This is a genomic window from Streptomyces sp. AHA2, from assembly GCF_036857595.1.
Taxonomy (GTDB): Bacteria; Actinomycetota; Actinomycetes; order Streptomycetales; family Streptomycetaceae; genus Streptomyces.
The window spans coordinates 68658-94425 of sequence record NZ_JAUQWJ010000025.1 but is presented as its reverse complement, the minus strand read 5'-3'; the positions used below and the strand labels follow the sequence as shown (position 1 = coordinate 94425).

At 73.3% G+C, this 25768-nt stretch carries 25 protein-coding genes and 1 pseudogene; 14 read left to right on the top strand and 12 right to left on the bottom strand.

The window, feature by feature from the left end; all coding sequences use genetic code 11:
- Positions 1-1650, top strand: a pseudogene (locus Q5694_RS31450) (hypothetical protein); the annotation flags it as partial.
- Between the two features lie 216 nt (positions 1651-1866).
- On the opposite strand, the gene Q5694_RS31445 reads toward Q5694_RS31450, so the two are convergent.
- Together Q5694_RS31445 and Q5694_RS31440 are read right to left on the bottom strand one after the other, a co-directional pair.
- A complete protein-coding gene (locus Q5694_RS31445) occupies positions 1867-2718 on the bottom strand; it encodes a transglutaminase-like domain-containing protein (protein WP_333936913.1) in 852 nt (283 codons plus the stop codon).
- A gap of 17 nt (positions 2719-2735) precedes the next feature.
- Positions 2736-3758 carry a GNAT family N-acetyltransferase gene (locus tag Q5694_RS31440; RefSeq protein ID WP_333936912.1) on the bottom strand — a complete coding sequence of 341 codons (1023 nt, stop codon included), beginning with the start codon at positions 3756-3758 and terminating at the stop codon, positions 2736-2738.
- Positions 3759-3898: 140 nt separating this feature from the next.
- Between Q5694_RS31440 and fdxA the strand changes: the two genes are divergently transcribed.
- Together fdxA and Q5694_RS31430 are read left to right on the top strand one after the other, a co-directional pair.
- A complete protein-coding gene (gene fdxA / locus Q5694_RS31435; protein WP_014048159.1) occupies positions 3899-4219 on the top strand; it encodes a ferredoxin in 321 nt (106 codons plus the stop codon).
- Between the two features lie 120 nt (positions 4220-4339).
- A complete protein-coding gene (locus Q5694_RS31430) occupies positions 4340-5431 on the top strand; it encodes a bifunctional succinyldiaminopimelate transaminase/glutamate-prephenate aminotransferase (RefSeq protein WP_333936911.1) in 1092 nt (363 codons plus the stop codon).
- Positions 5432-5514: 83 nt separating this feature from the next.
- Here Q5694_RS31430 and Q5694_RS31425 read toward each other — a convergent pair whose 3' ends face one another.
- Together Q5694_RS31425 and Q5694_RS31420 are read right to left on the bottom strand one after the other, a co-directional pair.
- The gene (locus tag Q5694_RS31425; protein ID WP_333936910.1) at positions 5515-5961 is read right to left on the bottom strand and encodes an ATP-binding protein; all 447 of its coding nucleotides are present in this window, start codon (positions 5959-5961) and stop codon (positions 5515-5517) included.
- A 346-nt stretch (positions 5962-6307) separates the two neighbouring features.
- Positions 6308-7375 (bottom strand): heavy metal transporter, encoded by a 1068-nt coding sequence (locus Q5694_RS31420; protein WP_333936909.1) that lies wholly within the window; start codon positions 7373-7375, stop codon positions 6308-6310.
- 85 nt (positions 7376-7460) lie between these two features.
- Between Q5694_RS31420 and dapE the strand changes: the two genes are divergently transcribed.
- Complete coding sequence (dapE, locus tag Q5694_RS31415) at positions 7461-8540, top strand: succinyl-diaminopimelate desuccinylase (RefSeq protein ID WP_333936908.1); 1080 nt, start codon at positions 7461-7463, stop codon at positions 8538-8540.
- 120 nt (positions 8541-8660) lie between these two features.
- Complete coding sequence (locus Q5694_RS31410; RefSeq protein ID WP_333936907.1) at positions 8661-9419, top strand: TIGR00730 family Rossman fold protein; 759 nt, start codon at positions 8661-8663, stop codon at positions 9417-9419.
- Positions 9420-9677: 258 nt separating this feature from the next.
- Here the strand turns inward: Q5694_RS31410 and folP are convergent, their stop codons facing one another.
- Positions 9678-10538 carry a dihydropteroate synthase gene (folP, locus tag Q5694_RS31405; RefSeq protein WP_333936906.1) on the bottom strand — a complete coding sequence of 287 codons (861 nt, stop codon included), beginning with the start codon at positions 10536-10538 and terminating at the stop codon, positions 9678-9680.
- 135 nt (positions 10539-10673) lie between these two features.
- On the opposite strand from folP, the gene Q5694_RS31400 reads away from it, so the two are divergent.
- Both Q5694_RS31400 and Q5694_RS31395 read left to right on the top strand, forming a co-directional pair.
- Entirely contained in the window at positions 10674-11063 is a 390-nt protein-coding gene (locus Q5694_RS31400; protein WP_333936905.1) for a DivIVA domain-containing protein, read from the top strand.
- Positions 11060-11647: a DNA-3-methyladenine glycosylase I gene (locus Q5694_RS31395; RefSeq protein ID WP_333936904.1), complete on the top strand. Its 588-nt coding sequence runs from the start codon at positions 11060-11062 to the stop codon at positions 11645-11647. The genes Q5694_RS31400 and Q5694_RS31395 overlap by 4 nt, the downstream gene beginning before the upstream one ends.
- 132 nt (positions 11648-11779) lie before the next feature.
- Here Q5694_RS31395 and Q5694_RS31390 read toward each other — a convergent pair whose 3' ends face one another.
- Complete coding sequence (locus tag Q5694_RS31390; protein ID WP_333936903.1) at positions 11780-12583, bottom strand: enoyl-CoA hydratase/isomerase family protein; 804 nt, start codon at positions 12581-12583, stop codon at positions 11780-11782.
- A gap of 384 nt (positions 12584-12967) precedes the next feature.
- Between Q5694_RS31390 and Q5694_RS31385 the strand changes: the two genes are divergently transcribed.
- A complete protein-coding gene (locus Q5694_RS31385) occupies positions 12968-13135 on the top strand; it encodes a DUF3117 domain-containing protein (RefSeq protein WP_003966491.1) in 168 nt (55 codons plus the stop codon).
- Positions 13136-13337: 202 nt separating this feature from the next.
- Here the strand turns inward: Q5694_RS31385 and Q5694_RS31380 are convergent, their stop codons facing one another.
- Entirely contained in the window at positions 13338-14036 is a 699-nt protein-coding gene (locus Q5694_RS31380; RefSeq protein ID WP_333936915.1) for an O-methyltransferase, read from the bottom strand.
- A 236-nt stretch (positions 14037-14272) separates the two neighbouring features.
- Here Q5694_RS31380 and sigE point away from each other — a divergent pair, with 236 nt between their 5' ends.
- The 5 genes from sigE (at position 14273) to Q5694_RS31355 (ending at position 19718) form a co-directional block, all read left to right on the top strand.
- Entirely contained in the window at positions 14273-14971 is a 699-nt protein-coding gene (gene sigE / locus Q5694_RS31375) for an RNA polymerase sigma factor SigE (protein WP_333936897.1), read from the top strand.
- The gene (locus tag Q5694_RS31370; RefSeq protein ID WP_333936896.1) at positions 14968-15954 is read left to right on the top strand and encodes an anti-sigma factor family protein; all 987 of its coding nucleotides are present in this window, start codon (positions 14968-14970) and stop codon (positions 15952-15954) included. Before sigE ends, Q5694_RS31370 begins: the two co-directional genes overlap by 4 nt.
- Positions 15955-16087: 133 nt before the next feature.
- The gene (locus tag Q5694_RS31365) at positions 16088-18154 is read left to right on the top strand and encodes a trypsin-like peptidase domain-containing protein (RefSeq protein WP_333936895.1); all 2067 of its coding nucleotides are present in this window, start codon (positions 16088-16090) and stop codon (positions 18152-18154) included.
- 221 nt (positions 18155-18375) lie between these two features.
- Positions 18376-18813: a sec-independent translocase gene (locus Q5694_RS31360; protein WP_333936894.1), complete on the top strand. Its 438-nt coding sequence runs from the start codon at positions 18376-18378 to the stop codon at positions 18811-18813.
- 233 nt (positions 18814-19046) lie between these two features.
- A complete protein-coding gene (locus tag Q5694_RS31355; protein WP_333936892.1) occupies positions 19047-19718 on the top strand; it encodes a hypothetical protein in 672 nt (223 codons plus the stop codon).
- Positions 19719-19853: 135 nt separating this feature from the next.
- Here the strand turns inward: Q5694_RS31355 and Q5694_RS31350 are convergent, their stop codons facing one another.
- The 3 genes from Q5694_RS31350 to Q5694_RS31340 are packed head-to-tail and all read right to left on the bottom strand — an operon-like array spanning position 19854 to position 22900.
- A complete protein-coding gene (locus Q5694_RS31350) occupies positions 19854-20987 on the bottom strand; it encodes an Mrp/NBP35 family ATP-binding protein (protein ID WP_333936891.1) in 1134 nt (377 codons plus the stop codon).
- Positions 20988-21030: 43 nt separating this feature from the next.
- Complete coding sequence (locus Q5694_RS31345; RefSeq protein WP_333936890.1) at positions 21031-21627, bottom strand: DUF1003 domain-containing protein; 597 nt, start codon at positions 21625-21627, stop codon at positions 21031-21033.
- Positions 21617-22900: a magnesium transporter MgtE N-terminal domain-containing protein gene (locus Q5694_RS31340; RefSeq protein ID WP_333936889.1), complete on the bottom strand. Its 1284-nt coding sequence runs from the start codon at positions 22898-22900 to the stop codon at positions 21617-21619. Before Q5694_RS31340 ends, Q5694_RS31345 begins: the two co-directional genes overlap by 11 nt.
- A 225-nt stretch (positions 22901-23125) precedes the next feature.
- On the opposite strand from Q5694_RS31340, the gene Q5694_RS31335 reads away from it, so the two are divergent.
- The gene (locus tag Q5694_RS31335) at positions 23126-23881 is read left to right on the top strand and encodes a hypothetical protein (protein WP_333936888.1); all 756 of its coding nucleotides are present in this window, start codon (positions 23126-23128) and stop codon (positions 23879-23881) included.
- A 6-nt stretch (positions 23882-23887) separates the two neighbouring features.
- Here Q5694_RS31335 and Q5694_RS31330 read toward each other — a convergent pair whose 3' ends face one another.
- Together Q5694_RS31330 and Q5694_RS31325 are read right to left on the bottom strand one after the other, a co-directional pair.
- Positions 23888-24403 carry a hypothetical protein gene (locus Q5694_RS31330; RefSeq protein ID WP_333936887.1) on the bottom strand — a complete coding sequence of 172 codons (516 nt, stop codon included), beginning with the start codon at positions 24401-24403 and terminating at the stop codon, positions 23888-23890.
- Between the two features lie 23 nt (positions 24404-24426).
- Entirely contained in the window at positions 24427-25542 is a 1116-nt protein-coding gene (locus tag Q5694_RS31325) for a magnesium and cobalt transport protein CorA (protein WP_333936886.1), read from the bottom strand.
- Between the last annotated feature and the right edge of the window lie 226 nt (positions 25543-25768).

The following is a 25768-nucleotide window of genomic DNA, read 5'->3' as shown; positions in this document are numbered from 1 at the left end:
TACGGCCTTCCCGAGGGCCCCGACGCCTTCGGCGCGCACGGCGGCTTCGCCGGGCAGGGCAATCCCGAGGACACCGGCTCCTACCACCTTCCCGAGGGCCCCGGTGGCCCCCACGCCTTCGACCCGCAGGGCGGCCCGGCCCGGGCCGGCGGCTCCGGTGTGCCCGGCGGGTTCAGCGACGCGCCGGACGGCGCCGGTGGCTTCCACGCGACCGGCGGCCCCGGTGGTCCGGCCTTCGGCGAGCCGGGCAGGCCCGGCGGGCCCGAGAACTTCAGCGATCCCGGCCGCCCCGGCGCCCCCGGTGGCCCGGGCACCCCCGGCGCCTTCCACGACTCGGGTCGTCCGGGTGGCCCGGGCGCTCCCGCGGGCCCGCGGGCCACAGGCGGCGGTCCCGGCGCCCCCACCGGCCCCGCGGCCGCCGGCGGCCCCACCGCCCCGGGCGCCGCGGACCCCGGCGGCGGGCTGAGCGACGACACCGCCGTCCTCACCCCGCAGAAGCAGGTCCCCGAGCCGTCGGACGGCCAGGGCTACCCCCGGCACGACAACGTCTCCGGCCACACCGTCACCAGCGGCATGCCCGTCGTGACCCCCGGCACCGGCTCGCCGTTCGGCCCGGGCACGCCCGGCGACGGCCCGGCGCCGCAGTCGGTCCCGAAGCCGGGGCCGGCCTCGCCGCCCGCGGCGAACTCGTCGAAGGCACCGAGGAAGAAGGGCCGCAACAAGCTCGTCCTGCTCGCGGCCGGCCTGGTCGTGGCCGCCGGCGGCCTCTACGGCGCGGGCCTGCTGATGAACCGCACCGACGTGCCCAAGGGCACCACCGTGCTCGGCGTCGACATCGGCGGCACCACGCGCGACGGTGCCGTGAAGAAGCTCGACGCGGCCTTCGAGGAGCAGGCGGGCAAGCCGCTGAAGCTCTCGGTGGACGGCAGGACCGTCTCCCTCGACCCGGACAACGCCGGCCTCCAGTTCGACATGGACGCCACGGTCGACGCGGCGGCGAAGAGCGACTACAACCCGGTCTCCGTGATCGGCTCCCTCTTCGGGAACCACCGGATCGTCACCCCGGTCATGCCGGTCGACGAGGAGAAGCTGCACGCTTCCCTGCGCAACGCCGCGGGCGGCTCGGGCGGTTCGACCGACGGCACGATCAAGTTCGAGGGCGGCAAGGCCGTCCCCGTCTACGGCAAGCCCGGCAAGGGCGTCGACCTCGCCAAGTCGACGGCGGCGGTGGAGCAGGCGTACCGCACCCAGGTGGAGACCGGCGCGGCGGGCGCCGTCACCCTGCCGACCACCACCCGGCAGCCGACGGTCTCCGACGCCGAGGTCGACCGGGTGCTGAAGGAGATCGCGCAGCCCGCGATGTCCGACCTGGTCACCGTCCGCACCGACGCGGCCCACAGCATCGACTTCGGCCCGGTCTCCCTGCCGAAGATCCTCAGCTTCAAGGCCGTCGACGGCAAGCTCGTGGACACCTACGACCTCAAGGCGCTCCAGGAGGCCTACGGGCAGACCTTCGACGGCGTGCAGGTCGAGGGCGCGAGCGGCAAGCGCGACGTCATACCGCAGGACGTCGTCGCGGCCCTGCGCGAGGCCCTGCGCGGCAAGACGCCCGCGGAGCGCGTCGGGGTCATCGACACCAAGCCGAACTGACCCCCGGCGCCCGCCGCGACGCGAGCCCCCCGCCCATCGAGGGCGGGGGGCTCGCGTCCGTCATCCCGGCGGTGCGCAACCGCGCGGAGGCGGTCCTCCGGGAGCAGGAGCAAAGGGCCGGTCGGACAAGCGCCCCGTCAGCGGCCCGGGGGACTGCGCGCCGAGGAGCGCCGCACCCGCGTGCGCCGGGCAGCATGGGCCCCACGGCGAGACGGCTCAGTTCAACATCGCCCTGGCCGCCGAAGCCTCCCCCCGCACTTGTTCCGCGGCCCTGTCGTCCACCGCCGAGACGACCTCCGCATAGGCCTCCAGCTCCAGGGCCCCGGCCAGGAAGTCCCCGCGCCGCACCAGGACCTGCGCCCGCTCGTACCGCAACCGCGCCGGATGAGAGGGCAGCAGCAGGGACAGCTCGACCGCCCACAACGCCACGTCCGACCGCTCGGGACGGGCCGCGGCCCACGCCCGCACGTTGTTCAGGATCCGCAGCACCACGTCCAGCGGATCCGCGGGCCGCAGCATCGCCGGCTCCAGACCCGTACCCGTGGCCCCGGCCACCAGCAGCTCCGCGTCCCCGCCGCTCAGCACCCGCCCCCCGTCGAAGGGGTCGGCGAGCACCTGCCCCTCGTCGGGCCCGAAACCGACCACGAAGTGCCCCGGCAGGGCGATCCCGTACACGGGCGCCCCGGCGCGCCGGGCCACCTCGATCCACACCACGGACAACAGGATCGGCAGCCCCCGGCGCCGGGTGAGCACCGCGTGCAGCAGGGAGGACTCCAGCCGCCGGTAGTCGGCCGGCGTGCCGTGGAAGCCGAGCCGCTCACCGAGCAGGTCGCGCAGCGCGAGCGCCCAGGCACGCGGTCCGCCGGGCCGGTAGGGCAGCAGCCCGGCGAGCCGGTCCAGTTCCACCTGGGCGGCGTCCAGGCCCGCCTCGTCGAGGTCGCCGTCCGCCTCCGCGCCCACCAGCAGGCACAGCGTGGACAGGTCGGGCCGCTCGGACCGGGCCTCTTCGGCGAACCGCCGGCGCAGCTCGGCGGAGCGTTCCGGGGGCGGGGGGAAGGGGGGACGCATGGCTGGTTCGGGCCCTCTCACGACGTTCCGTCACCGGCCGGCCCGCCGGTGCTGTCCGGCGCCCGGTAGTGATGGTAGGCGTGGTGCGCGGCGAAGCCCATCCCGGCGTACAGCGCCCGCGCCGCCGCGTTGCCGGTCTCGACCTGGAGCCAGGCGGCCGACGCGCCCTCGTCGAGCGCCCGGCGGGCCAGCGTGGCCATCACGGCCGTCCCGAGGCCCCGGCGCCGCAGCGCCGGGTCGACCTCGACGGCGGCGAACCCGGCCCAGCGCCCGTCCACCACGCACCGTCCGATGGCGGCCGGCTCCGACGGCCCGGGCACGGTCGCGAACCACACGGACGGGCCCGCGCGCAGCACCCGCAGGGCCGCCTCGCCCACACCCTTGCGCCGGTAGCGGGCCAGCCAGTCCTCGCCGGCGTCACGGGACAGCACGACCTGCGGCGACTGCTCCAGGTCGGCGACCGGCGCCAGCGGCCCCACCCACAGCTCGGCGGTCACCTCCCGCACCCAGCCCCGCTCCTCCAGCGCGGCGCAGAGCAGCTCCTGAGCGCCCTCCGCGCCGGTCGCGGTCTGCACGTAGGCGGGCAGGCCGCGCTCGCCGTACCAGCGGCGCACGGCGTCGAGGGCCTCGTCGAGCGGCAGGCCCGGCTCGCCCAGCGGCAGCACCGAGTTGGCGCGGCGGGTGAACCCGGACGCGGCGCGCAGCTCCCAGTCCCCGAGCCGCTCGCTCTCCACGGGCGGCCAGGCCCGCGCGGCGACCCGGGCCAGTTCCTCGTAGGAGGCGGCCGGGCCACGGCGACGCGCCGGGGCGGCGGGCACGACCTTGCCCGCGACCAGTGCGGACTCCGCTATGCGGACACGCTCGCCACTCCTGCGTGTGATCAGCAGCACACCGTTGTCCCATGATGTGAGAACACCGACCGTGTCGGTGAACTTCTCCAGCGAAACCGGAGGTTCGATCAAGCTCCGCACGGAGACCCGTTTGCCCACGTCAGCAGGCGTGACACGGACCTCGAGTCGCCCGGCGGCAGAGATTTCCACAGGTCAGTTCACCCCTCCTGTTCGGATCATGCCCAGGAACGGAGATACTAGGGGCGGGCATCGACGACGCCGCGCTCCCGCGCGCCAGGCGGCGGAGCCTGAGGAGGCCCGCCAGCGCCCTATCGAGGAGGAACGACAGCGTGACCTACGTCATCGCGCAGCCTTGTGTCGACGTCAAGGACAAGGCGTGCATCGAGGAGTGCCCGGTCGACTGCATCTACGAGGGCCAGCGGTCCTTGTACATCCACCCGGACGAATGCGTCGACTGTGGGGCCTGCGAGCCGGTGTGCCCGGTGGAGGCCATCTTCTACGAGGACGACACTCCCGAGGAGTGGAAGGACTACTACAAGGCGAACGTCGAGTTCTTCGACGATCTCGGCTCGCCCGGCGGGGCCAGCAAGCTGGGGCTGATCGAGCGGGACCACCCGTTCGTCGCCGCGCTGCCGCCGCAGAACCAGTAAGAGCGGTCCGCGCCAGCGCCGCCTCGGTCCCGTACGGCCCGATCACCCGTTGATCGCCGTACGGGGCCGAGGCGTTCGCCGTCACCCGGCTCGTACGGACCAGAAAGTGAGCCAGAACCCGTGTCCGCAGTCTCCGACCGCCTCCCCGCCTTCCCCTGGGACAAGCTGGCGCCCTACAAGGCGACGGCCGCCGCCCACCCGGACGGCATCGTGGACCTGTCCGTCGGCACCCCGGTCGACCCGGTTCCCGAGTTGATCCAGAAGGCCCTGGTGGCCGCGGCGGACTCGCCGGGCTACCCGACCGTCTGGGGCACGCCCGAGCTGCGCGACGCGATCACCGGCTGGGTCGAGCGCCGCCTCGGCGCCCGGGAGGTCACCCACCGCCACGTGCTGCCGATCGTCGGCTCCAAGGAACTCGTCGCCTGGCTCCCGACCCAGCTCGGTCTCGGCCCCGGCGACCGCGTGGCCTTCCCGCGGCTGGCCTACCCGACCTACGAGGTCGGCGCCCGGCTGGCCCGCGCCGCGTACGAGGCCTACGACGACCCGACCGCGCCGGACCCCGAGGGCCTGAAGCTCCTGTGGCTCAACTCCCCGTCGAACCCGACGGGCAAGGTGCTGTCCAAGGAGGAGCTGACCCGGACCGTCGCCTGGGCCCGCGAGCACGGCGTCCTGCTCGTCTCCGACGAGTGCTACCTGGAACTGGGCTGGGAGGCCGACCCGGTCTCCGTCCTGCACCCGGACGTCAACGGCGGCTCGTACGAGGGCATCGTCGCCGTGCACTCCCTGTCCAAGCGCTCGAACCTGGCTGGCTACCGCGCCGCCTTCCTGGCGGGCGACCCGGCGGTCCTCGGCCCGCTGCTGGAGATCCGCAAGCACGGCGGGATGATGACGTCCGCGCCGACCCAGGCGGCGGTCGTCGCGGCCCTCGGCGACGACGAGCACGTCCACGTCCAGCGCGAGCGCTACGCCGCCCGCCGCGCCCTGCTGCGCGAGGCGCTGCTCGGGCACGGTTTCCGCATCGAGCACAGCGAGGCGAGCCTGTACCTGTGGGCGACGCGCGGCGAGTCCTGCTGGGACACCGTCGCCCACCTCGCGGACCTCGGCATCCTGGTGGCCCCGGGCGACTTCTACGGCCCCGCGGGCGCGCAGTTCGTCCGGGTGGCGTTCACGGCGACGGACGAGAGGGTGGCGGCCGCCGTACGGCGGCTGTGACCGCACGCCGGGCCACGCGGACAGGGCGAAGGGGTCCGGGGAGCGCTCCCCGGACCCCTTCGCCCTGTCAGGACACCGGCCCGTCAGCCGAGCGGCAGGCTCTTCACCGGCAGCGAGTCGGCCGACGGCACGCCGCCCTTGGCCAGGGAGTCGGTCGGCAGACCGCCCTCGGCCGAACCCGCGGTGTCGCCGACGAGCTGACCGGCCGTGCCGGCCGCGTCACCGGCCGCCTTCTGCGCCACGGGCGTGGTCTGCTTGACCGCCTTGCCGCCGGTCCTGCCCGCGGCCGGCACCGCCTTCTTGACGGTCTTGCCGCCGGTCTCGCCCGCGGACTCGGTGACGTTCTGCGCCGCACCGTCGACGGTGTTGGCGACGTTCGCCCCGTCCAGGGCGGTCAGGCCACCGAGGTTGGGGGTGGCGGGCAGCTCGGGGGCCGCGCTGGCGGAGCCGGCCGCACCGACCCCGGCAGCCGCTCCCGCAGCGACGAGCAGCGCGGCACGGGCGATCCGGCGGGTCAGGGGGAGGGACATGGTGCTCCTTCGACGGGTGAAAACAGTGAGTTCGTGAACTGTCCGATGGGGTCCGGTAGTTGATCGACCGGCTGTCGATCGCCCCGGCTCGGACGCAGTGACTACCGCTCGAAGCCCGCGAAGGTTGCGGCGACCCGACGTAAAGAGTTGGTAATGCGTCGCATTATCGGCTGCGGATAAAAACGGTCAAAGAGGCCCCTGCGGAAACGCCCGCGGAAACCTTCCCGCCCTTTGTTCCCAAGGGATTTCGGGGTACGTGGGGTGAGCGTGCGAAAACCTGCCCACCCGGGCCCCGGACCACCGGTAGGGCAACTCTCCGGAGTGAGGCCCCGCACCCCTGCCCGAGTCAGCGCATCGTGACGATGCGGACCGCCTCCGCGTCCCGTTCGGCGCCCGCAGTGCCCGCCGCGGGGGCCTCGCGCCACTCGCTGGCCGTGTTCCCCGCGACCCACTCCCGGCCCCCGTAGGCGACCCGTGCGATGTGCAGCTCCGAGGCGTTGGCCACCGCCCAGTGCGCCAGCTGCCAGCCCCGCTGGTCCGCCGCGCGCCCGGCACCCGGCGTGCCCGGGGTCACCGGGAGGGTGACGGTCCGGCCGCCGTCGCCGGCCGAGACACTCGCAGAGGGCTCCGGCGCGGCCGAGGCGCTGCGGGAGGGCGCCACGTCGGCCGGGGCGCCGGGGGCGGGCGCGGTCGCGCCCGCAGTACCCGGCGAGGGCGTCGACGCGGCCGTCGGGGAGGCGTCCACCTGTGCGGCGGCCGGTGCCAGCACGTCCCGGCCGAAGTCCCGCACCAGCGCGGCCCGCACCCCGTCCGCGCCCGAGGCGCGCGTCGCGCCCGGGCGGCCCTCGCAGGTCAGCGTGGCCGCGGACTGCCCGGTCAGGGCCGCGGCCAGCAGCGCGGCGTCCGGTTCGTGCTTGGCGTAGGCCTGCGGGAAGCCGCTGCGCTGCACCCGCTGCGCGGCGACGGTCAGCGGCAGGCGCGTGTAGCCGGGCACCTTGACCAGGTGGTCGTAGAACTCGCCCGCCGAGTACGTCGGGTCCATGATCTCGCGCGGCGTGCCCCAGCCCTGCGAGGGCCGCTGCTGGAACAGGCCGAGGGAGTCGCGGTCGCCGTAGTCGATGTTGCGCAGGGCCGACTCCTGCAGGGCGGTGGCCAGCGCGATGGTCACCGCCCGCTCCGGCAGGCCCCGCGCGGTGCCCACGGCGGTGATCGTCGCGGCGTTGACCGCCTGCTCGGGCGTGAACTCGTACGAGGCCCCGTCGCCCTTGCCCGAGACGACCTTGCAGCCCGGCCCGCCCGATCCCCCGGTGACGTACTGCACGACGAGGTAACCGGCGACCGCGAGCAGGGCCACGAAGGCGGACCCGCATCGGAAGAGGCGGCCACGACGCTTGGGAGAAGACTGCTCTGGCACGCGGTACAAGGTACTGGAGAGTACGGAGTGACAGGAGCCCGGTGCGGACAGCGGCCGCGGGACCTGGCGCGTTAGGGTCGACGGCATGGCCGACACCTCGCTTGACCTCACGCTGGACGCCGCGGAGCTCACCGCCCGGCTCGTCGACTTCCGCTCCGAGAGCGGCACCGAGAAGCCCCTCGCGGACGCCGTCGAGACCGCCCTGCGCGCGCTGCCCCACCTGACGGTCGACCGGTACGGCAACAACGTCGTGGCCAGGACGAACCTGGGCCGCGCCGAACGGGTCGTCCTGGCCGGGCACATCGACACCGTCCCGATCGCGGACAACGTGCCCTCCCGGCTCGACGAGGACGGCGTCCTGTGGGGCTGCGGCACCTGTGACATGAAGTCCGGCGTGGCGGTCCAGCTGCGCATCGCGGCCACCGTCCCGGCCCCCAACCGCGACCTGACCTTCGTCTTCTACGACAACGAGGAGGTCGCCGCCGAGCTCAACGGCCTCAAGCACGTCGCCGAGGCCCACCCCGACTGGCTGGCGGGCGATTTCGCGATTCTGCTGGAGCCGTCCGACGGCCAGGTGGAGGGCGGCTGCCAGGGCACCCTCCGGGTCCTGCTGAGGACCGCCGGCGAGCGGGCCCACTCGGCGCGCGGCTGGATGGGCTCCAACGCGATCCACGCGGCGGCCCCGATCCTCGCCCGCCTGGCGGCCTACGAGCCGCGGTGGCCGGTCATCGACGGCCTGGAGTACCGCGAGGGCCTGAACGCGGTCGGCATCGCCGGGGGAGTGGCCGGCAACGTCATCCCCGACGAGTGCGTGGTCACCGTCAACTTCCGCTACGCCCCCGACCGCACGCCCGAGGAGGCCGTCGCGCACGTCCGGGAGGTCTTCGCGGACTGCGCGCTCAGCGGGTTCGAGGTCGTCGACCACAGCCCGGCCGCGATGCCCGGACTGTCCCACCCGGCGGCCAAGGCGTTCATCGAGGCGGTCGGCGGCACCCCGATGCCGAAGTACGGCTGGACCGACGTCTCCCGCTTCTCGGCGCTGGGCGTCCCGGCGGTCAACTACGGCCCCGGCAACCCCCACTTGGCCCACAAGCGGGACGAGCGCGTGGAGGTCGCCAAGATCCTGGCGGGCGAGGAGCGGCTGCGGAACTGGCTCACCGCCTGACGCGGCGGTCACCCCCGCCGTGTTTACGCCGCTCCATCGCGGACATGCTCACGTCCCTCGTTCGTAACCCGCGTAGATCTACGCTGAGGTGGAAAGACAGGCACGACGGAGGGAGCGCACATGGCGACCGGCAACCCCGAGGGGAAGAAGCAGCCGCCGGAGGAACAGCGCCTGGGCCCGGTCCTCCGCAGGCGGGACCAGGTGCAGCCGGCGACGACGGACCAGCGGCTGCTCGACGAGCGCGCCCCCTCCGACTGGGTGCACACCGACCCCTGGCGGGTGCTGCGCATCCAGTCGGAGTTCATCGAGGGCTTCGGCACGCTGGCCGAACTGCCACCCGCGATCAGCGTGTTCGGTTCGGCCCGGACCCCGGCGGACTCCCCGGAGTACGAGGCCGGCGTCCAGCTGGGCCGCGGCCTGGTGGAGGCGGGATTCGCGGTGATCACCGGCGGCGGGCCGGGCGCCATGGAGGCCGCGAACAAGGGCGCCTGCGAGGCGAAGGGCGTCTCGGTCGGCCTCGGCATCGAGCTGCCGTTCGAGCAGGGGCTGAACCCGTACGTCGACATCGGGCTCAACTTCCGCTACTTCTTCGTGCGGAAGATGATGTTCGTCAAGTACGCGCAGGGCTTCGTGGTCCTGCCCGGCGGCCTCGGCACCCTCGACGAGCTCTTCGAGGCCCTCACCCTGGTCCAGACCCAGAAGGTCACCCGCTTCCCCATCGTCCTCTTCGGCACGGACTACTGGGGCGGCCTGGTGGACTGGCTGCGCGACACGGTGATCGCCCAGGGCAAGGCGGCCGACAAGGACCTGCTGCTGTTCCACGTGACCGACGACGTGGACGAGGCGGTGGCCCTGGTGTCGAAGGAAGCGGGCAGGTAAGGCGAGCCGGGCTCCCGCCCGACCGGTTCGGGTGGGTGGGCGAAGGCCGGGCGGCCAGGGGGCGAAGCCCCCTGGTACCCGGGCCAGGGCCTGTCCGACGATTCCCGCCGTCGCCCGGAGGGCGGCCTCGCGGCGTCAGGTGCGTGCTGTCGGCGTGCCGGGCGTGGAGCGTCGTACGGGATGTACTCGGCTCTGCGCCCGGCGCGGCGAGAGTGCGTGCATGGCGTCGCGAGGCAGGAGGGAATCGTCAGACAGGCCCTAGGCCAGCCCCCGCCGGGCGACGGCAGGACCCCGATGCCCCGCGATCGCCGAGACCATCTCCAGCACCTGCCGCGTCTCCGCCACCTCGTGCACCCGGTACACCTGCGCGCCCAGCCACGCGGACACGGCCGTGGTCGCCAGCGTCCCCACCACCCGCTCCTTCACGGGCCGGTCCAGCGTCTCCCCGACGAAGTCCTTGTTGGACAGCGACACCAGCACCGGCCACCCCGTGGCGACCATCTCGTCCAGCCGCCGCGTCGCCTCCAGGCTGTGCCGCGTGTTCTTCCCGAAGTCGTGCCCGGGGTCGATCATGACCGACTCCCGCGGCACGCCCAGCGACACCGCCCGCTCCGCCAGTCCGACCGTGACGTCGAGGATGTCGGCCATGACGTCGCCGTACTCGACCCGGTGCGGCCGGGTGCGCGGCTCGGCGCCCCCGGCGTGCGTGCACACCAGCCCCGCCCCGTACTCGGCGGCGACCTCCGCCAGGCCCGGGTCGACACCGCCCCACGCGTCGTTCAGCACGTCCGCCCCGGCCTCGCACACCGCCCGGCCGACCTCCGCCCGCCAGGTGTCCACGCTGATGATCACGTCCGGGAACCGGCGGCGCACCTCCGCCACGAACCCGACCGTGCGCCGGGCCTCCTCCTCGGCCGTGACCTCGTCGCCCGGCCCGGCCTTGACCCCGCCGATGTCGATGATCGCGGCACCGTCGGCCACGGCCTGCTCCACGCGGGCGAGGGCCGGCTCGTCGCGGAAAGTGGCGCCCCGGTCGTAGAAGGAGTCCGGGGTCCGGTTGACGATCGCCATGACCACCGGCTCGTGGGGTCCGAATTCCCGCCCGCCCAGCCTGAGCATCCCCTGTGACCTTTCCTGGTAGGTGCCCCTCTTCCGCCGCCTGCGACCCTAACCGTCACACTCGCATGGCACGATCGGACCCTGACACCGTCCGTCCGAGAAGACTCAAGTTCCATGCGACCGTGGGGGCCCGCGATGGTTATGTTCCTGTTCCTGGTCGTCGCGCTCGCCGTCTTGGTCGCCGCCGTGACCCTCGCCGTGGTGGGCGGCGGCGAGAACGGCCCGTTGCCGGAGGCCGCGCCCGAGCGGCTGCGCGACCCGCTGCCCGCGGACCGCCCGGTCGAGCGCGCCGACGTGGAGAGCCTGCGCTTCCCGCTGGCCGCCCGCGGCTACCGGATGGCCGACGTGGACGACGCCCTGAGCCGTCTGGGCGCGGAGCTGGCCGAGCGCGACGCGCGCATCGCCGACCTGGAGTCGGCCCTGGCGGGGGCTCGTTCGGCCGCGCCCCACGGGCCGGTGCACGGCGCCGACGAGCACCGTGTCCCCATGGACAAGCAGGCCCCCGGCCAGGAGGACCGCTCGTGAGCACGGGTGCCGCCCTCGCCGGCCCGGACGGTGCGCTGCGCTGCCCCTGGGCCCTGTCCGCCCCCGAGTACGTGGCCTACCACGACGAGGAGTGGGGCCGCCCGGTCCACGGCGACGACGCGCTGTTCGAGCGGCTGAGCCTGGAGGCGTTCCAGTCCGGGCTGTCCTGGATCACCATCCTGCGCCGCCGCCCGGGCTTCCGCGCCGCCTTCGCCGGTTTCGAGATCGCCTCGGTGGCCGCCTTCACGGACGAGGACCGCGAGCGCCTTATGGCCGACGCCGGCATCATCCGCAACCGCGCCAAGATCGACGCGACGATGGCCAACGCCCGGGTGCTGGCCGAGTGGTCCCCGGGCGAGCTGGACGAGCTGATCTGGTCGCACGCCCCCGACCCCGCCACCCGCCCGGCCCCCAGGGCCCTCTCCGACGTCCCGCCGGTCACGCCCGAGTCGACGGCCCTGTCCAAGGCGCTGAAGAAGCGGGGCCTGCGGTTCGTCGGCCCCACGACGGCGTACGCGCTGATGCAGGCGTGCGGCCTGGTCGACGACCACCTGGAGGCGTGCGTGGCGAGGAGAGCCCGCTAGGGCCTGTCCGACGATTCCCTCCTGCCTCGCGACGCCATGCACGCAGCGAGGCCGCCCTCCGGGCGGCGGCGGGAATTGTCGGACAGGCCCTGGAGGAGGGTCCGGCGGGGGGCGTGCCCGCCCCCGTGGGTGCTACCGGCCCAGGTACTTGGGCTTCTCCTTGTTGACGAAGGCCTGCACGGCGATGGCGTGGTCCTCGGAGGAGCCCGCTCGGGTCTGCAGCTCGTCCTCCTTCTCCAGCGTCTCCTCCAGCGAGTGCGTCAGCCCGTGGGCCACCGACTCCTTCAGCGCCGCGTACGCCACCGTCGGCCCCTCGGCCAGCGTCCGCGCCACCTTCTCGGCCTCCGCGCGCAGCTCCCCGGCCGGCACCAGCCGGTTGGCGACACCGAGCTCGTACGCCTCCTGCGCGCTGATGCTGCGTGGGAAGAGCAGCAGGTCGGTGGCGCGGCCGGGGCCGATCACCCGCGGCAGCGTCCAGGAGACGCCCGAGTCGGCGGTCAGCGCGACCCCGGCGAACGAGGTGTTGAACGAGGCCGTGTCCGCCACGATCCGGTAGTCCGCCGCGAGCGCGAAGCCGAAGCCCGCCCCGGCCGCGACCCCGTTCACCGCCGCGACGACCGGCTTCTTCGCCCCGGCCAGGGCCCGCACGATCGGGTTGTAGTGCTCCCGCACCGTGCTCATGGTCTGCCCCGAGCCGGTCTCCCGGTCCCGGGCCAGCAGGCCGATGTGCTCCTTCAGGTCCTGACCCACGCAGAACGCCCGGTCACCGGCAGCGGTCAGCAGCACCGCCCGCACGGCGGCGTCGCCCGCCGCGGACTCGACCGCCTCCCGCAGGGCGACCTTGGCCGCCACGTTCAGCGCGTTCATCGCCTCCGGGCGGTTCAGCGTGATCGTCGCGAGCCCGTCGCTCACCTCGTAGAGCACGGTGTCGGCCATGGCGTATCCCCTCCGGTCGCGGATCAGGCACGTACCGGCCGGTACGTCCCGGGTCTGCAGGACAGCATGACGGGTAGCGCGGGCGGAAGACCGGACCGGTCGTGTGACCTGCGTCAAAGAATTCTCGTCCGGATCTGTTCGGCGGATGTGCGTGCGGTGGCGGAGTATCGCAGCCTCATCGCCGAATTGAGTGGTTTTGCTCGCGTGCGTTGCCCAAGCGATGCCGACCGATGTTGGTCATCGGGTCCTGGGATGCGGGATAATGGCTGGGAAGCAATGTGTTCGATGCCGGTGTCGCGTGTCCTGCCACAAGGGCCGCACGTGTGCCCTTTCTCAGGGCCGTCGGCTTTGACGATGAGCTGGGTTTCAGGAAGGGGAACGAGCATGGCGGCCATGAAGCCGCGGACGGGTGATGGCCCGCTCGAGGTGACCAAGGAGGGGCGGGGCATCGTCATGCGCGTTCCGCTCGAAGGCGGCGGTCGGCTCGTCGTCGAGCTGACCCCGGACGAGGCCGACGCCCTCGGCGACGCCCTCAAGAAGGTCGTCGGCTGACGCGCAAGCGACCATACCCTTTCAGCTGCCCCGGCATCACATGAGGTGCCGGGGTAGCTGTTTCCCCCCCGTGACCTGCGCCGACGTCCCCGGGCCCTGCCCCGGCAACCGAGCGGGCGGGCTGTCCGCCGTCCTGGCCCGCCGCCATGCGAGCGGGCCCGTCCGTGTTCCTGACCCGGCCGCCACGCGCGCGCGTGGTCCGCTAGCGCTTCACCGCGCACAGCAGACCGTCGCCCACCGGCAGCAGCGACGGCACCAGCTCCTGGCTCTCGCGCACCGCGCGCAGCAGCTCCCGCAGCCGCAGCACCTCGGTGGGCTGCGGACCGGAGTCCACGGTCCGTCCGTTGGCGAACGCGCCCTCGAAGACGACCAGTCCGCCGGGGCGCAGCAGCCGCAACGATTCGGCGAGGTAGTCCATGACCTCGAGGCGGTCGCCGTCGCAGAAGACCAGGTCGTAGCCGGCGTCCGCCAGGCGGGGCAGCACGTCCAGGGCGCGGCCCGGGATGAAGCGCGCCCGGTTGCTGGCGAAGCCGCAGGCGCGGAAGGCCTGGCGCGCGAACTGCTGGTGCTCCGGCTCCGGATCGACGGTCGTCAGGACGCCGTCCGGCCGCATACCGTGCAGGAGGTGGATCCCGGAGACCCCGCACCCCGTCCCGATCTCCGCGACGGCCTTCGCGTCGACGGAGGCGGCCAGCAAGCGCAGCGCGGCGCCCGTGCCGGGCGTCACCGAGCGCAGCCCTGCCTCACGGGCCCGGTCCCGGGCCCAGTGCAGCGCTTCGTCCTCGGCGACATAGGCGTCGGCGAACGCCCAGCTCGTCTGCCGGTTGCCGGTAATGACCCTCTCCTGTCCCCGCGAATGCCTGGGCGTGACTGTATCCGTTGGGCGCGGGAACCCGCAGATGGGACCGGTCGTTTAAGGGGATGAGCGACAGGCGTGGGCCGTGACGGGGGGGGCGGACGGTGGATCAGGACGGCGAGCAAGTCCCGACGCAGCAGTACGAGGCGTATCAGCCCACATCAATTTCTCGTAAAACCGCTTATCCGGTCCTAACGGGCGAGGTGGCTATGGTAGGGGCTCCACTGGACACCACCAGAGCTGACAGGGGAGGTGCGGCTGCGGCCGGCGATCGTGCGGGAGTGCTCAGGCGCTTCCTCGGATCGGCGGGCAGGCCGACATCTGTGAACGACACCGTTGCTGACCAGAGCCACGCCGGCTTCACCCAGACCGCGACCTTCACCAGCGACGCGGACGGGCAGGCGTGGACTCCGCCCACCTGGGAGGAGATCGTCAGCACGCACAGCGGCCGCGTCTACCGGCTCGCCTACCGCCTGACCGGTAACCAGCACGACGCGGAGGACCTCACGCAGGAGGTCTTCGTCCGCGTCTTCCGCTCCCTGTCCACCTACACGCCCGGCACCTTCGAGGGCTGGCTGCACCGCATCACCACGAACCTGTTCCTGGACATGGTCCGCCGCAAGCAGCGCATCCGCTTCGACGCGCTCGGCGAGGACGCGGCCGAGCGGCTCGCCAGCAAGGAACCCACGCCCCAGCAGGTCTTCAACGACGCGCACTTCGACGCGGACGTCCAGCAGGCCCTCGACACCCTGGCCCCCGAGTTCCGTGCCGCCGTCGTGCTGTGCGACATCGAGGGGCTGTCGTACGAGGAGATCGCCGCGACCCTCGGGGTGAAGCTCGGCACCGTCCGTTCGCGCATCCACCGTGGCCGCTCCCAGCTGCGCAAGGCCCTCGCGCACCGCTCGCCGGAGGCGCGTGCCGAGCGCCGCTCCTTCGTGCCCCGTGTCCCCGCCCTGGGAGGAGGGGGCGCGAGCGCGTGAGCGGAACACGACCGGAGGCTTCCGAGGGACACCTCGCAGAGCAGCACCTGGGAGACCGACTCTCCGCCCTGGTGGACGGGGAGCTCGGTCATGACGCGCGCGAGCGCGTACTGGCGCACGTGGCCACCTGCCCGAAGTGCAAGGCGGAGGTGGACGCCCAGCGCCGGCTGAAGAACGTCTTCGCGGAGGCGGCCCCGCCGCCCCCCTCCGAGAGCTTCCTGGCCCGCCTGCAGGGACTACCCGCGGGCGGCGGCCCGGACGGTGATGCCATACCGCCGGGCGGGGGAGGGCCGCCCGGCGTGTCCGGACGGTTCGGCTCGTCCGGTGCCTTCGGCGTGAAGCGCGGCGACCGGTTCGACTTCGGCTACGCCCCCTCCCGCGACCACGTGCCCGCCCTGCCGTCCGACCGGAGCGGTCTCCCCTCGGGGAGCCGGGGCTTCCGTATCCACGACATGGGGCGGCCCGACCCGGACCGGTCCTCCTCGCGGCTGCGGTTCGCCTTCGTGGCCGCCGGGGCGGTGTCCCTGGCCGCGATCGCGCTGGGCGGTGTCACCGCCGGCACCCCGACCGACACCGAGGCCCGCAGCGGCTCGGGCACGGGGAGCAACGTGACGCCGATGCGCACGCAGGGCACGGGAGCGGCGACGGCCCCCGAGTCCCAGCGTCGCCGCGCCGCCGTCCCGCTGCTCACGCAGAACGTGCTGGGCCACCCCCCGGTCGCCCCGACCGAGGTGTCCGCACCGCTGCTGCCCGGAGTACCCGCGCCCGCCGCCCCGCACCAGGCGGTGCACGCGCTGGCCGCCCCGGTCATGGCCGGCGCCGCGGTCGTGTCCCCGCTGATACGTCCTCTGCAGGCGGCCACACCGGCCGCTCTGACCTCGTGGTCCGCGGTCCCCGAGATCACCGCGCCCCTGCTCGCGGTGCCGCTGACGGATCCCACCGCCGCCCCGTCCTCGACGCCCTCGTCACGCACGGCCCACTGACCGGTCCCTGCGCGGTGGGCCGGGGACCTGATTGAATCCGGGGGTTGCCGCCCGCGGCCGAGGCAGGGGCCGGGGCGCCGATTCGACGAACTGCGGCCACCGCGACGGGCCGTGCCGCGGCTGTGGGGAGAGCATGGACGAGGGGAAGCCCACGAAGGCGAAGTGGTGGGGCAGGCCACGGGCGCAGGACGACGCGGGTGAGCCGGAGGGGAGCGGCCCGCGGCAGGCGACGGGCGGGGACGACCCCGGCCGGGCACCGCAGCCGGCCCCGGCGGGCACCACCGGGGCGGCGTCCGCCGAGCCGGACGGGGACTTCGAACTGGCACGCCCCGCAGCAGGCCGGAGCGTCGTCGACGACCGAACCGACCGGCTCACCCCGGGCGAGCGGACCGGTCAGGGCGACGGCGACTACGAACTGCGAAGCCCCGAGACTCCCGTGGCCGGACCTCGTGCGTCGGCTGACGGGCAGGCCGAGGAGGCGGACGCGTCGGCCGCCCCCGCCGAGGACGCCGCCCTGCACGCGGACGCCACCCCGGCCGCAGCGGACGTGTCCTCGCCGTCCACTGCCGTGCCCGCCGGGAGCGGTCTGAAGCCGCTGCACGACCCGGACCCCTACAGCACCCCGCCCTACGGAGAACCGGGGCCCTGGGCGCCCGCGCCGCCCGTGCAGCACCCCGCGGCCGCATCGACCCAGGCCGTGGCCACCCCGGGCCATCCGGTCGCGCCGGGCACGCCCGTACCGGCGTCCCACGGAGCCGCGCCGGTGCCGCCCCCGGGCGGGCCGGCGGCGGCACCACACAGCGCGCCGCCGCTGCCGTCGGCCGGTGTTCCCGCCCCGGTGCCTGCGCAGGCCGAGCCCACCGTCCGGGCCCCGTCGGCCGCCGCTCCGGTGCCGGCCCAGGCGTCGCCGAACGGCCCCGCGGCGCCTGGCCCACCGCCGGCCCCGGCCCCCGCCGGGGACCCGGCCGGGCAGACCGCCCCCGGCAACGGCTTCGACCCCTGGCAGCGTTACGACCCGTGGGCGGCGCCCGGCGGCAGCCACGGACCGCTGCAGCAGAACGGCGCCGCCGTGCTCAGCACCGGTCAGCGGCGCAGGAAGGGCCGGACGTCGCTCGTTGTCGCCGGTGTGGTGATCGCGCTGGTGTCGGGCGGCATCGGCGGTGCCGTGGGCACGTACCTGGAGCGCAACGGAGGTGTCGGCGCCGTCGAGCTGCCGCAGGCCGGGAAGGAGCCCGCGGGGCGGGACGCCGGCAGTGTCGCCGGGATCGCCGGCCGGGCCCTGCCCAGCGTGGTCACCCTGCACGTGAGCGGCTCGGGCGAGCAGGGCACCGGCACCGGGTTCGTCCTCGACACCCGCGGCCACATCCTCACCAACAACCACGTCGTCCAGCCCGCCGGATCGGGCGGAGACATCACCGTCACCTTCGACGGCGGGCAGACCGCCCGCGGCGAGGTGGTCGGCCGGGACAGCGGCTACGACCTGGCCGTCGTGAAGGTGAAGGGCGTGCGCGGCCTGACCCCCCTGCCCCTGGGCAACTCGGACAACGTGCGGGTCGGCGACCCGGTCGTGGCCATCGGCGCGCCCTTCGACCTGGCCGGCACGGTCACCTCCGGCATCATCAGCGCCACACAGCGGCCCATCACGGCCGGCGGCGAGAAGGGCGACGGCAGCGACGTGTCGTACGTCGACGCGCTGCAGACCGACGCGCCCATCAACCCCGGCAACTCCGGCGGGCCCCTCCTCGACGCCCAGGCCCGGGTGATCGGCATCAACTCGGCCATCCGCTCGGCGGGGAGCGGCTCCGGCCCGGACAGCGGACGGTCCGGCTCGATAGGCCTGGGCTTCGCCATACCGATCAACCAGGGCAAGCGGGTCGCCGAGGAGCTGATCAACACCGGCAGGGCGACCCACCCGGTCATCGGCATCACCCTCGACATGGACTACTCGGGCGACGGCGCCCGGGTCGCCACCGAGGGCGGCGAGGGCGGTGCGCCCGTCACCGAGGGCGGCCCGGGGGCCGAGGCCGGCATCAAGGCGGGAGACGTCATCACCGAGGTCGACGGCCAGCGCGTCCACTCCGGGGAGGAGCTGATCGTCAAGACCCGGGCGCACCGCCCCGGTGACCGGCTGGAACTCACCCTGGAACGGGGCGGCAAGGAGCGGACGGTCTCCCTGGTGCTCGGATCGTCCGGCGGCTGAGGGATGAATGACGCGCCGGATGCGCGCAGCCGACTCGTCGGCTCCCGGGAGGGGCCGACGAGGCGAACAATCGGGAAAGCGCTCCCACCGCGAACGTCCGGAGATCCCGGGACGGTACCGGTCGGACGGGATGGCCGGGTACCGTGGATCCGGCCCGGACCACGGCAGGACCCGCACCGACCACGAGGGCCGAGGACCGAGGACATCGCTAGGAGCTTCAGGTGTTCAATGACATAGGACCACTCGAGCTGGTGACGCTCATCGTCCTTGCCGTGCTCGTCTTCGGTCCGGACAAGCTCCCCAAGGTCATCCAGGACGTGACGCGCACGATCCGGAAGATCCGTGAGTTCTCGGAGAGCGCCAAGAACGACATCCGGGAGGAACTGGGCCCGGAGTTCAAGGACTTCGAGTTCGAGGACCTCAACCCCAAGACGTTCATCCGCAAGCAGCTGGACAACGAGGACCTCGGGCTCAAGGAGATCCGCAACGGCTTCGACCTGAAGAAGGAGATGGCCGAGGTCACCGACGCCGTCCACGGCCGCGAGTCCGACGCCTCCTCCTCGTCGTCCGGTTCCTCCGGCGGCCGGATCGACATGACGAAGAAGCCCGAGACCCCGGGCCGGGACGACCGTCCGCCCTTCGACGCGGACGCCACCTGAGCGGACCGGCCCGGGGGAGTGCGCCGGGCGCGAGTGACGCGTCTCATACTCCGGTCGGGGCGAGTACGGCCTGATCCGGGCGCCCGTGCGGCCCACGCGCCGGGCGCTTTCCCTGCTGCTCGCGGCGGTGTGGCTATGCTGCCCAGTTGACGGGTGGCCGCACACGGACCAGCAGCGCCACCCGAGGGGGGCGGGCCCACCGGCCCGACGAGAGCGAGGAGGCGTCCGGGCACATGGAGACGACGAGTCGGGCAGTCGCGCAGGCGCCGGCCGCGGAGGGCGGACAACAGGTCCCCTTCGCACGGCGCACGGTCGACGGCTACCTGCGTGCGCCCTTCCCGTGGTACGGCCTCGACGAGGCCTTCACGGGACCGCGCTGGCTGATGCAGGTCGGGACCACGGCCGACGGAGCCGTGGAACACGGGTCCATCGGACACGGAGACGAGCCCACGGTGCGCAACGAGCACGCCGCCGGGGGCGACCAGGAGTCCAAGGAGAAGTTCGCGGTCGTGGTGACCGTGGCGGCCAACCCGCAGCGGCGCACCGCCGACGGCACGGGGCTGCTGGAGGCCACGTCGGTGTCGTCCGCGGCCTGGCTCGCGGGGGTGGGGCTGCTGTCCTTCACCTGGCCCGGGCAGATGGACCACGCCCTGCGGGACGACTGGCTGGAGCAGCAGACCGAGACGGCGTGGGTGCTGGCCGACGACCTCGACGGGCCCGACTGGTCGACGCTGTCACTGCCCGTGGACGGAGTGCCGACGGCGTTCCACTACCGGGAGTCCGAGTTCGGCTGGGTGCTCGCCGGGTCCACCGCGGCCGGGGTGCACGTCGGGGCGTACGGCAGGGGCATGAGCGCGTACGGGCTCGGCTTCGCCGTGGTGAAGGACATCGCCGCGTACGCGTGAGTCCCCCGGGGGGGGCGCCGGAAGGCCGGCGCCCCTTCGCCGTCGGGCTCCGGCCTGTGGGCGACTGCGGGTACGTCGTGGCTTGTCGCGCAGTTCCCCGCGCCCCTCGGGGGCTGCCCCCGAGGACGAGTCGAACTAGAACTTGTTCCTCGGAGTGATACCGAGCGACAGGCCCGACAGGCCGCGCTGTCGGCCGCCCAGCTTGCCCGCGATCGCGCGCAGGGCCGAGCCCGCCGGGGAGTCCGGGTCCGTCAGCACGACCGGCTTGCCCTCGTCGCCGCCCTCGCGCAGGCGGACGTCGATCGGGATGCTGCCGAGGACCGGGACGTTCGCGCCGGTCGTGCGGGTCAGGCCGTCGGCGACGACCTGGCCGCCGCCCGTGCCGAAGACGTCGACCATCTCGCCGCAGTGCGGGCAGGGCAGCCCCGACATGTTCTCGACCACGCCGACGATCTTCTGGTGGGTCTGCACGGCGATGGAGCCCGCGCGCTCGGCGACCTCGGCGGCCGCCTGCTGCGGGGTCGTCACGACCAGGATCTCCGCGTTCGGGACCAGCTGGGCGACGGAGATCGCGATGTCACCGGTGCCGGGCGGCAGGTCCAGCAGCAGGACGTCCAGGTCGCCCCAGTACACGTCGGCCAGGAACTGCTGCAGGGCGCGGTGGAGCATCGGGCCGCGCCAGACGACCGGGGCGTTGCCGGGCGTGAACATGCCGATGGAGATGACCTTCACGCCGTTCGCCGACGGCGGCATGATCATGTTCTCGACCTGGGTGGGCCGGCCGTCGGCGCCCAGCATGCGCGGTACGGAGTGGCCGTAGATGTCGGCGTCCACGACACCGACCTTCAGCCCGTCGGCCGCCATCGCCGCGGCCAGGTTGACCGTCACCGAGGACTTGCCGACGCCGCCCTTGCCCGAGGCGACCGCGTAGACGCGGGTCAGGCTGCCCGGCTTGGCGAAGGGCACCTCGCGCTCGGTCTGCCCGCCGCGCAGGGCGGAGGCCAGCTCGCGGCGCTGCTCGTCGCTCATCACGTCCAGCGTGACGTCGACCCGGGTGACGCCCTCGACGGCGGAGACCGCGTCGGTCACGCGCTGCGTGATGGTGTCCCGCATCGGACAGCCCGAGACCGTGAGGTACACGGTGACCGCGACCGCGCCGTCAGCGCCGATCTCCACCGACTTGACCATCCCGAGCTCGGTGATGGGCTTGTGGATCTCGGGGTCGTTCACCGTCGCCAGTGCCTCGCGCACCGCGTCTTCCATAGCCATAGGGACGATGGTACGGCGCCGTACCGGGGCGTAGGAAAGCGTCTCAGCGGTCGTCTGCGTCACGTCCCCGTGGCCGTTCCGCCGGGAATACGACGGGGTCGCGGCGGTGGCCGTTCTGCCGCTCCTCCAGCTCCTTGACCATGTCCTGCAGCTCGGAGCGGATCCAGTCGCGGGTGGCGACCTCGCCCAGGCCGATGCGCAGGGCGGCGATCTCGCGCGTGAGGTACTCGGTGTCGGCGATGGACCGCTCGTTCTGCTTGCGGTCCTGCTCCAGGTTGACCCGGTCGCGGTCGTCCTGCCGGTTCTGCGCGAGCAGGATCAGCGGGGCGGCGTAGGAGGCCTGGAGGGACAGCATCAGCGTCAGGAAGATGAACGGGTACTCGTCGAAGCGCAGCTGCCCGGGCGCGAAGACGTTCCACACCACCCACAGGATGATGACGACCGTCATCCAGACGATGAACCGCCCGGTGCCCAGGAAGCGCGCGATCCGCTCCGACAGCCGCCCGAAGGCCTCCGGGTCGTACTCCGGCAGGAAGCGGCGCCTGCGGGGCAGCGGCTGGTCCAGACGGGTCCGCGGCCGGGAGGCGGCGGTGGCGCCCGCGGGGGCGCGGTCGCGTGCGGTGTCGCGCTCAGGAGCCATCGGTCGTCACCTCCTCGTCCAGGTGGAACTCCTGCTCGCGCCAGTCCTCCGGGAGCATGTGGTCGAGCACGTCGTCCACCGTCACCGCGCCCAGCAGCGACCCCGCCTCGTCCACCACGGGGGCGGCGACCATGTCGTAGGTGGCGAAGAATTCGGCGATGGCGTGCAGGTCCGCCTGCGGGTCGAGCGGCTGCAGGTCGGTGTCCACGATGGAACTGACCAGGGACGGCGGTGGCTCGCGCAGCAGGCGCTGGAAGTGGACCGTGCCCAGGTACTTGCCGGTCGGGGTCTCGTCCGGCGGCCGGCACACGTAGATCTGCGCGGCCAGGGCCGGCGACAGGTCGGGGTTGCGGACGCGGGCCAGGGCGTCGGCGACGGTGGCGTCCGGACGCAGCACGATCGGCTCGGTGGTCATCAGACCGCCCGCCGTGCGGTCCTCGTAGGACATCAGCCGCCGCATGTCGGCCGCGTCGCCCGGCTGCATCAGACTCAGCAGCCGCTCCTGCTCGTCCGTCGGCAGCTCGCCCAGCAGGTCGGCCGCGTCGTCCGGGTCCATGGCCTCCAGGACGTCGGCGGCCCGCTCCTCCTTCAGCTTGCCGAGGATCTCGATCTGGTCGTCCTCCGGCAGCTCCTCCAGTACGTCGGCCAGCCGGTCGTCGTCCAGGGCGGCGGCCACCTCGGCCCGGCGCTTGGGGGAGAGGTGGTGCAGCACGTTGGCCAGGTCGGCGGGGCGCAGCTGCTCCAGCGTGGCCAGCAGGTTCTCCGCGCCCTGCCCCTGCTCCTCCAGCGAGAAGCCGGTGACGGCCGACCACTCGACGGTCAGCGCCTCGCCCCTGGCCCGCCGGAAGGCCCCGCCGCGCTTGCCTTTGCGGACGAAGACCCGGTCGATCTCCCAGTCCCGGCGGGCCGGCAGCTGGTGCACCGACAGGTCAAGGACGGTGACCTCCTCACCCGTCTCGGTCAGCGTCACGCGCCGGTCCAGCAGCTCCCCGAACACCAGCCGCTCGGTGGGCCGCTGCTCGAAGCGCCGCACGTTGAGCACGCCGGTGGTGATCACCTGGCCGGACTGGATGGCGGTGACCCGGGTCATCGGCAGGAAGATGCGGCGGCGGGTGGCGAGTTCGACGACGAGGCCGAGCAGCCTCGGCGGCCGCTGGCCCACCCGCAGCATGACGACCAGATCGCGCACCCGCCCCACCTGGTCACCGGCGGGATCGAACACGGCGATGCCGGAGAGGTGCGATACGAAGATCCGGGGGGCGCCCGCTGCCATGGCCGCGGCTCCTTTTCGTGCGGGGTGGTTCGTGATGCCTGCGTGTGGGGCTGTGCTGGTGCCTGTCTCTTCCGAATTGCCCGCTCGGGTGGGCTTCAGGCTAGCCCGTCCCGATCGGCGTTGCGTCGGCGGACGGTCCGGACGGACCGGCTCCGACCTGCTCGCACGTCCCCGGTACCCTGCGGTACGCCGTTCAGGTCTCCCGTCAGAGAGGCAGCCCCACCTGTGACTCCGATTCGCCACGGCCGCAACCGCAGTGCCGCACTCGCGAGCGCGACGTGCGCGCTGCTCGTGACGGGGACGGTGCTCACGGGCTGCGCCGAGGACCCGAACGAGGGCACCAACGGCGTCGGCCGGCTCCCGGCGGCCAAGATCCAGGCCAAGACCCGTGCGGCGGCCGAGTCCGCCGGGGCGGTGCGGGTGCACGGCAACGTCGTCAGCGGCGGCCGGACGTACGCCCTCGACATGCGGCTGAAGGACGACGGCGGCACCGGTTCGGTGACCACCAAGGGCGCGACCTTCAGGCTGCTGCGCGTCGGCGAGCAGCTCTTCGTCATGGCGGACGCGGAGTTCTGGAGTCACGGCAGCGGCCAGGGCGAGTCGGGCGCGTCGGACGCGGCGGCGGCCTCGAAGCTGAGCGGGAAGTTCGTGAAGGTGCCCCAGGGCGACCCTTCGTACAGGAAGTTCACGGGGTTCACGGACAAGGCGGTCCTCCTCGACGGTCTGCTGACGCTGCACGGCACGCTCGCCACGGACGGCCACGACGAGCAGGCGGGCGTCCGCACCATCCGGGTCACCGGCGACAAGGGCTCCGGCGGCACCCTGGAGGTCTCGCTGGAGGGCAGGCCGTACCCGCTGCGCCTGGAGCGGGCCGGCGGGGCCGGCACCCTGACGTTCTCCGCCTGGGGGCAGGACTTCGCACTGAAGGAGCCGGACAAGAGCGAGACGGTCGACTACGGCAAGCAGCTGCCGGCGTCGTAGGCCGCGTCAGGCCCGTTTGCGCTTCCTCTTCAGCAGCAGCCGGGGCAGGCCCGCGGGGACCGGCCGGCGGGTGGTCGCCGGGGAGGGCAGGGGCGCCGCGGACAGGGAGCCATCGGGCAGCGGTTCCCTCCCGCCGGTCGGCTCCAGCCGCAGCACCCGGCACTCGCGGGCCCAGCGCTCGGTCATGGCCTCGCCGTCGGGCGCGTTCAGCCGCTTGCCCTTCAGCTCCGCGACGGCCGCGTCCCACGCCTCGCTGCCCGGTTCCAGCTGGGTGATCCGGGCCGTCCAGGAGACCAGCCGGCCCCCCTTGTCCTTGCTGCGGACCGTCACCCGGGCCTCGGCGCCGTCGGCCAGCCCGGGCAGCGGCTGCTCGCCGGGCCCGTCGCCGACCAGACACGCGGCGCCCTCGTGCCACACGTGCCACAGGGCGCGCGCCGGGCCGTGGGGGCCCTGGACCCAGACGAGGCCGGACTTCTTGGTGGCCTCCTCGACGAGGGCCTGGCCGAGCAGCTCGCTTGTCATGGGCACCAGCCTATCCAGGCCGCTCACAGCCAGCCGTTGCGCTTCAGGGTGCGGTGGATGCCGAGACACACCATCACGGTGAAGCCCAGGATCACCGGGTAGCCGTAGCGCCAGTGCAGCTCCGGCATGTGGTCGAAGTTCATGCCGTACACCCCGCACACCATCGTCGGCACGGCGATGATCGCGGCCCACGAGGTGATCTTGCGCATGTCCTCGTTCTGCGCGACGGACGCCTGCGCCAGGTTGGCCTGGAGGATGGAGTTGAGCAGTTCGTCGAAGCCGAGGACCTGCTCCTGGACGCGGGCCAGGTGGTCGGCGACGTCCCGGAAGTACTTCTGGATGTCCGGGTCGATCAGCCGCATCGGCCGCTCGCTGAGCAGCTGCATGGGCCGCAGCAGCGGCGACACGGCCCGCTTGAACTCCAGCACCTCGCGCTTGAGTTGGTAGATCCGGCCGGCGTCCGACCCGCGCGGCGCGCCCTTGCGCCCCGGGGAGAACACGTCGGTCTCGACCTCGTCGATGTCGTCCTGCACGGCGTCGGCGACGGCGATGTACCCGTCGACGACGTGGTCGGCGATGGCGTGCAGCACGGCCGAGGGGCCCTTGGCGAGCAGTTCGGGGTCGTCCTGGAGGCGGTGGCGCAGGGCCCGCAGGGAGCCCTGGCCGCCGTGCCGGACGGTGATGAAGAAGTCCCGGCCGGTGAAGCACATGACCTCGCCGGACTCGACGACCTCGCTGTTGGCGTCGAGTTGGTCGTGCTCCACGTAGTGGATGGTCTTGAACACCGTGAACAGCGAGTCGTCGTAGCGCTCCAGCTTGGGCCGCTGGTGGGCCTGTACGGCGTCCTCCACGGCCAGCGGGTGCAGCCCGAACTCCCGGGCGATGCCGGAGAACTCGGCCTCCGTCGGCTCGTGCAGGCCGATCCACACGAAGCCGCCGTCGCGGCGCACCAGGCGGACCGCCTCGTGCGGGCTGAGCGGAGTCCCGGTCTCGATGCGGCGGCCGTCGCGGTAGACGGCGCAGTCGACGACGGCGGTGGTCGCCGCGGGGCTGCGGGTGGTGTCGTACGTCCCGCCGTCCTTGCGCAGCGACACACGGGAGGGACGGACAACGGCGCGCAGGTCGCGGATCATCGACATGGCGGGCTCCTTCGCGGGCGGGCGACGAACGGCGCCGGCGACGGCTGGAACCACCCGGAATGAAGACGTGGTGACTGCGGATGTTTGGCACGTCCACAAAGCGGGGAGCACCGCACCGTCGCGGTGGCGAGTTCGTCACTGATTCAGCTACTGAGGCAGATCAGGCAAAGCGAAACGAAGCGCTCTTCCGCGTGAGGCGAGTGCGAGAGGTGGCAGCCGGCCAGAA